We start from the raw sequence: 6223 nt of genomic DNA, 5'->3' as shown, positions 1-6223 counted from the left end.
CCGGCCGTCACGGCACGCACCACCACTGGCACATGATGATGACGTCTCTGGCGCTTGTCGTGGTTGTGCCCGTGTTTTTGGTAACATTCCTCGCGGGCTTTGGCGGCACATACGCAGAGGTCGTGGCCTACTTCAGCCAACCCATTCCTGCGATTATTGTGGCCCTCAGCCTCATCGTCACTATCTCCCACGTAACAAGCGAAGCCATCGTCGCCGTTGAGGACTATGTCCACGGCGCGCGCGGCAAGCTGTTGATCATTGGGTTGAACTGGTTCTCCTACATTCTCATCGCCGTTGGCTTGTTCGCCATTGCGCGCATGGCTCTCTAAAACAGGGAAGTTTGAAAATGGCTGCATACGACTACGAGACGCATGAATATGACGTCGTGGTGATCGGCGCTGGTGGCGCAGGTCTTCGCGCGACTTTGGGCATGGCTGAGCAGGGTCTGCGGACCGCTTGCGTGACCAAAGTGTTCCCCACACGCTCCCACACCGTTGCCGCTCAGGGTGGCATCGCGGCCAGCTTGGGCAATATGGGCCCCGATAGCTGGCAGTGGCACATGTACGATACGGTCAAAGGCTCCGACTGGCTGGGCGATACCGACGCGATGGAATATCTCGCGCGCGAAGCCCCCAAAGCCGTGTATGAGCTGGAACACTACGGCGTGCCGTTTTCGCGCACCGAAGAAGGCAAAATCTACCAGCGTCCCTTCGGCGGCCACACCACCGAATACGGTGAAGGCCCCCCCGTTCAGCGGACCTGTGCCGCAGCCGACCGCACCGGCCACGCCATCCTGCACACGCTGTATGGCCAGTCGCTGAAAAACAACGCTGAGTTCTACATCGAATACTTCGCGATCGACCTGATCATGTCCGAAGACGGTCAGTGCCAAGGCGTTCTGTGCTGGAAACTCGATGACGGCACCCTGCACCTGTTCAACGCCAAAATGACCGTTCTCGCCACCGGCGGCTATGGGCGCGCGTACTTCTCGGCCACGTCTGCGCACACCTGCACAGGTGACGGCGGCGGCATGGTTGCCCGTGCAGGCCTCGCGCTTCAGGACATGGAATTCGTGCAATTCCACCCCACCGGGATCTACGGCTCCGGCTGCCTGATCACCGAAGGCGCGCGCGGCGAAGGCGGTTACCTGACCAACTCCGAAGGCGAACGCTTCATGGAGCGCTACGCACCGACCTACAAAGACCTCGCCTCCCGCGACGTGGTTTCGCGCTGCATGACCATGGAAATCCGCGAAGGCCGCGGCGTTGGCGCCGACGGCGACCACATCCACCTGCACCTCAACCACCTGCCCCCCGAAACGCTGGCCGAACGCCTGCCCGGCATCTCGGAATCGGCGCGCATCTTTGCGGGTGTGGACCTCACCAAAGAACCCATCCCGGTTCTGCCAACCGTGCACTACAACATGGGCGGCGTCCCCACGAACTACTGGGGCGAGGTGCTCGCACCGACCAAGGATAAACCCGACAACGTCGCCCCCGGCCTGATGGCTGTGGGTGAGGCGGGCTGCGCCTCGGTGCACGGGGCCAACCGTCTGGGCTCTAACTCACTGATCGACCTCGTGGTCTTTGGCCGCGCCGCTGCCATCCGCGCTGGTCAAATCGTCGATCCCAAAACCCCCAACCCCGAGCTGAACCAGCGCTCCGTCGACATGGCTCTGGCCCGGTTCGACGGCCTGCGTCACGCGCGTGGTCAGGTCGGCACTGCCGAACTGCGCCTCGAAATGCAGAAAACCATGCAGGCCGACGCCGCCGTTTTCCGCACCGACAAGACGCTCGCTGAGGGCAAGGACAAGATGGAAGACGTCGCCTCCAAAATGGATGACATCGCCGTCACCGACAACAGCCTCGTGTGGAACTCGGACCTGATGGAAACCCTCGAATTGGCCAACCTGATGCCCAATGCCGTGGCCACCATCACAGCCGCCGAAGCCCGCAAGGAAAGCCGCGGCGCCCACGCCCATGAGGACTACCCCAACCGGGACGACGAAAACTGGCGCAAGCACAGCCTCGTCTGGTTCACAGGCAAAAACGGCGCGGCCAAGCTGGACTACCGCGGTGTTCACCTCGAACCCCTCAGCAGCCACAACGAAGGCGGCATTGATCTCAAGAAAATCGCGCCAAAAGCGCGGGTGTATTGAGCCTCAGCCCCCCATACGGACCGGGTTCGACCGTGGCCACCGCGCCATGGTCGACTGCCCCCCTCGCACCGACGACACACGACACCTAAGGAGAGCGACCCATGGCACAATTTACCCTGCCTAAGAACTCCAAGATCACCGTGGGCAAAACATGGCCCAAACCCGAAGGCGCCACCAACGTCCGCAAGTTTCAGATCTACCGCTGGAACCCCGAGGATGGCAAAAACCCCCAACTCGACACCTATTTCGTCGATATGGACACCTGCGGTCCTATGGTTTTGGACGGCCTCATCAAGATCAAAAATGAGATCGACCCAACCCTGACCTTCCGCCGGTCCTGCCGCGAAGGCATCTGTGGCTCCTGCGCGATGAACATCGATGGCATCAACACACTCGCCTGCATTTACGGCATGGATGAGGTGAAGGGCGACATCAAAATCTATCCGCTGCCCCACATGGAAGTCGTCAAAGATCTGATCCCCGATCTGACCCACTTCTACGCGCAGCACGCCTCCATCATGCCGTGGCTGGAGACCAAAACCAACCGCCCCGCCAAGGAATGGCGTCAGTCCATCGAAGATCGCAAAAAGCTTGATGGCCTGTACGAATGTGTGATGTGCGCGTCGTGCTCAACATCCTGCCCCAGCTACTGGTGGAACGGCGACAAATACCTCGGGCCAGCAGCACTCCTGCATGCCTACCGCTGGATCATCGATTCGCGCGATGAGGCCACAGGCGAACGCCTCGATGCACTAGAAGACCCCTTCAAACTGTATCGCTGCCACACGATCATGAACTGCTCCAAGACCTGCCCCAAGGGTTTGAACCCAGCCAAGGCCATCGCGTCGATCAAGCAGATGATGGTTGAGCGTCACGTTTAAGCGGGCTTCAAAACCTATCGCAAAAGGCACCTTCGGGTGCCTTTTTCATTTGGATCAGACCACTTGGTAGACCCAAAAAGAAAAAACGCCCCATGCTGGCGGGACGCTTTTCCTGTTGTACCGGGTATGGCCGTGGATCAGGGGCCAAATCCTGTAGCGGCGGGAGCCTTAATAAGACCAGAGAAACCGCCACAAGCCCGGTTCGCAGCAAGACAAAACAAAACTCTTTAATCTAGAACACACAAAGAACATTAACCGTATTCCCAAACCAAACCAGTACGGATTCCCGTACTTACGTCAAATTTTTGCCACTTTGGCCCGTTGCGGCCAAACTTCCAGCACGGCGGCCAGCACGACCAAACCGCCCCCAAACACTTCCAACGGTGTCACAACCTCACCCGCCAACAGCGCGGCACCCGCCGTCCCGATCAGCACTTCGGCCATCAACAAAATACCGACGCGCGCAGGGTCCAATCGTGCCGTGGCCCACAAAAGTCCCGCAATCGAAACACCCCACCACAGCCACCCGGTTCCAGCCGCCACCCCAAACTGCGCCAGCGTCACGGCGCTTGGGATCGGCTCTAACACCACCGCAAGGCACAGCGCCGTGGCCAACGCGCCCAGCGAAAACAGCCATGCCGCAAAAACCGGCGGCAGCGCAGGCTTGGCCCGCAGGACCGTAGTCGTCACCGACCAGCACACCCCCGAAATCAGCCCGAACCATTCCCCCAACGACTTGGGCACCGGCGCACCGCCCCCTGCACTCAACATCAGGCTCAGACCAACTAACCCCAACGCAATCGCGACGTACCGCAAAACCGGCGTGTGCCAGCCCATGACGTATCGCGCGATCAACGTGCTCCAAACCGGGGTGAGGAAAAACAACAGGATCACAAGCGCGACGCGCCCATAGATAAACCCGATCGAATACAGCGCAAACGCCCCGCCGCCCATGACCAAGGCCCAACGCGTCACCGCCTGCGCCCCAGTCGCCTCACGCCAATACCGCAGGGCAAAGGGCGTCAAACCCGCGACAGACGACGCCGCAATCGCCGCCGTCCCCCAAGGCCCCGCCAAGCCCAGCGTCTCCATTTGCCGCACGGGCAACCAGTAAAATCCCCACAGAACCCCTGTGGCGATCACAATCAAAGATGCAAATTTCGTGGTGCGTTCAACGGACATAAACGCCTCTAACCGACCCAAGATCTAAAAACAAACGCCCTAAGGTCGCGCATCAACAGCGTGGCAAACAACCGACGAAAGCCCGGCATATCTGTCCAGAACACCACCGTGCAAAGCCTCCTAAAACGCGGCCCCAATTGTCCGGCCCCGCGCTCACCGCATCACACCCCAACCTTCCCCCAAAGGGGCTCGATTGACCGACATAAGCATAATGGGATGCAGTCTCGAAAAGGACCGGATGGCAGAGACCCTCTGCCAAAACAATCTCACCGCCCGCCACAGCGTAAAACGGCAGCAATAGTGCAAAGGAAACGGCCTTATCTACAAAAGCCGCCTCCAGTGATTAGCCGTCCTTAACCTCACATTGCACCTGCCGAGACAAAAGCCGGCTACACGCGCGCTGCGCCTCTCGCTGGCTGAGGCCCACAAAACTAGGCATATATCCCTGCCGTTGTTTCGTGACCTGCCGCAAAGCTGTGTCCAAGGTATCGATCTCTTGCAATGCTGTGCGCAGCAACAATTTGTCCGCCGCATAGCGCGTCGACTGAGGCTCCAACTGAATGCCAAACACCCGCCCACCAGAGGACCGAGCCGCCCGCGTCACCACCTCACGCTGAATATCTGCACTGTCGATCAACGCATCATCCGCAGGTCGGGGCGCGGGAACCACCGCACCACCACTCGGGCTACTACTGTTCATCGCAATCAACACGTCACCACCCAAAGCCCCACGATCGGGCCGCGCAACGGGCCGACTGGACTTTGCGACAGCGGTCATGCCAGCCGTCGGGCTAACGTCGTAAACAGGTAACCGAGGCTTGCGCACAGCCGCATGGCTCGGCGCACGCTTGAACCCCATATCCAGCAACTCCGCCACGCGCGCATTCCGCGTCACGGTTGAACGACCGCCGAAGACAGTCGCAATAATCCGCTCCTCGCCCCGCTCCGCACTCGCCACAAGGTTAAAACCCGCCGCATTCGTGAAACCCGTCTTAATTCCGTCCGCACCACGGTAATTGCTCAGCAAACGACGGTTCGTATTGCGCACAGTTCCCATGCCCGTATCCGTCGATTTGCGGGAGAAGATATTGTAATACTGCGGATAATCGAAAAATAGCCGCCGCCCCATCACAGTCATATCCCGCGCGGTCGACAAGTGCCCCGACTGCGTCAGCCCATGAGCGTTGCGAAAGGTCGTGTTCGTCATGCCCAGCGCCCGCGCCGTACGTGTCATGCGTTTGGCAAACTCAGCCTCAGACCCAGAGATAGCCTCACCAATCGCAGTCGCCGCATCGTTGGCCGACTTCACAGCCGCCGCTCTGATAAGATAGCGCAACTTGATCTTCTGCCCGGACCGCAGCCCCAGCTTCGAAGGCGGCTCAGACGCCGCAAACCGCGAAATCCGCACGCTCGTGTCCAAAGAAATCTCACCCAAACGGATGGCCTCAAACGCCACATACAGCGTCATCATTTTGGTCAAAGATGCAGGATGCAGCCGCGTATCCGCGTTGCGCGAATGCAGCACCTCACCCGTGCGCGCGTCCATCACCATCGCCGCATAGGGCGCCGCGAACGTCACTTTCCCACCGCCCAGCACAATGCATAGCGACAGGACGGCTACGAAAGCCAACCTTTGTATCATCTGCGTCAAATCACTGCCCGATCTGCCGTTATGTCATGGGGGGCTTTGCCCTCCCGGAATTATTGCACCTAGAAGAACACACCCCGCGCAAAATTTCCAGAGAAACCAGCCCTTTCTCGAAAAAACCACACCTCTCAAAAGGAACGTGAACTCTCGAAAGTGTTAGCACACCTTTCCTAACAACCCGTATCCACAGCGCTGGCATGCTCGCGATTTCAATGATAAATTAGTGTCAACCTAAGGAGACACCCGAATGACCGAAATGTTTGACACCCGCAAAGACCAAGCCGCCACCTGGTTTCGCACCCTGCGCGATCAAATCGTGGCCGCCTTTGAGGCGTTGGAAGACAGCCAAACCAC

5 protein-coding genes and 1 pseudogene are annotated in these 6223 nt (G+C 59.4%); 4 read left to right on the top strand and 2 right to left on the bottom strand.

From position 1 onward, the window contains the following. From sdhD to AC4GMC_RS16740, 3 genes are all read left to right on the top strand, one after another. Window positions 1-329: succinate dehydrogenase, hydrophobic membrane anchor protein (sdhD, locus tag AC4GMC_RS16750; RefSeq protein ID WP_490391476.1), on the top strand; the 329-nt coding region annotated here is incomplete at its 5' end. A 17-nt stretch (window positions 330-346) separates the two neighbouring features. Then, window positions 347-2158 carry a succinate dehydrogenase flavoprotein subunit gene (gene sdhA, locus AC4GMC_RS16745; protein WP_487877432.1) on the top strand — a complete coding sequence of 604 codons (1812 nt, stop codon included), beginning with the start codon at window positions 347-349 and terminating at the stop codon, window positions 2156-2158. A gap of 101 nt (window positions 2159-2259) precedes the next feature. After that, window positions 2260-3039: a succinate dehydrogenase iron-sulfur subunit gene (locus AC4GMC_RS16740; RefSeq protein ID WP_487877433.1), complete on the top strand. Its 780-nt coding sequence runs from the start codon at window positions 2260-2262 to the stop codon at window positions 3037-3039. A gap of 297 nt (window positions 3040-3336) precedes the next feature. On the opposite strand, the gene AC4GMC_RS16735 is transcribed toward AC4GMC_RS16740, so the two are convergent. Together AC4GMC_RS16735 and AC4GMC_RS16730 are read right to left on the bottom strand one after the other, a co-directional pair. After that, a complete protein-coding gene (locus AC4GMC_RS16735; RefSeq protein ID WP_487877434.1) occupies window positions 3337-4221 on the bottom strand; it encodes a DMT family transporter in 885 nt (294 codons plus the stop codon). Between the two features lie 343 nt (window positions 4222-4564). Next, window positions 4565-5863 carry a D-alanyl-D-alanine carboxypeptidase family protein gene (locus tag AC4GMC_RS16730; protein WP_487877435.1) on the bottom strand — a complete coding sequence of 433 codons (1299 nt, stop codon included), beginning with the start codon at window positions 5861-5863 and terminating at the stop codon, window positions 4565-4567. A gap of 253 nt (window positions 5864-6116) precedes the next feature. On the opposite strand from AC4GMC_RS16730, the pseudogene AC4GMC_RS16725 reads away from it, so the two are divergent. Further along, a pseudogene (locus AC4GMC_RS16725) lies at window positions 6117-6223 on the top strand (oxygen-dependent coproporphyrinogen oxidase); the annotation flags it as partial.

The organism is Thalassobacter sp. (assembly GCF_982993085.1).
The sequence above is the reverse complement of the archived record's forward strand: the minus strand, read 5'-3'. Positions and strand labels throughout refer to the sequence as shown.

What these genes read in the sequence shown, in the direction of transcription:
- AC4GMC_RS16735 (WP_487877434.1), bottom strand. Translation starts at nt 4,221, where the DNA reads ATGTCCGTTGAACGCACCACGAAATTTGCATCTTTGATTGTGATCGCC.
- sdhA (WP_487877432.1), top strand. Translation starts at nt 347, where the DNA reads ATGGCTGCATACGACTACGAGACGCATGAATATGACGTCGTGGTGATC.
- AC4GMC_RS16740 (WP_487877433.1), top strand. Translation starts at nt 2,260, where the DNA reads ATGGCACAATTTACCCTGCCTAAGAACTCCAAGATCACCGTGGGCAAA.
- AC4GMC_RS16730 (WP_487877435.1), bottom strand. Translation starts at nt 5,863, where the DNA reads ATGATACAAAGGTTGGCTTTCGTAGCCGTCCTGTCGCTATGCATTGTG.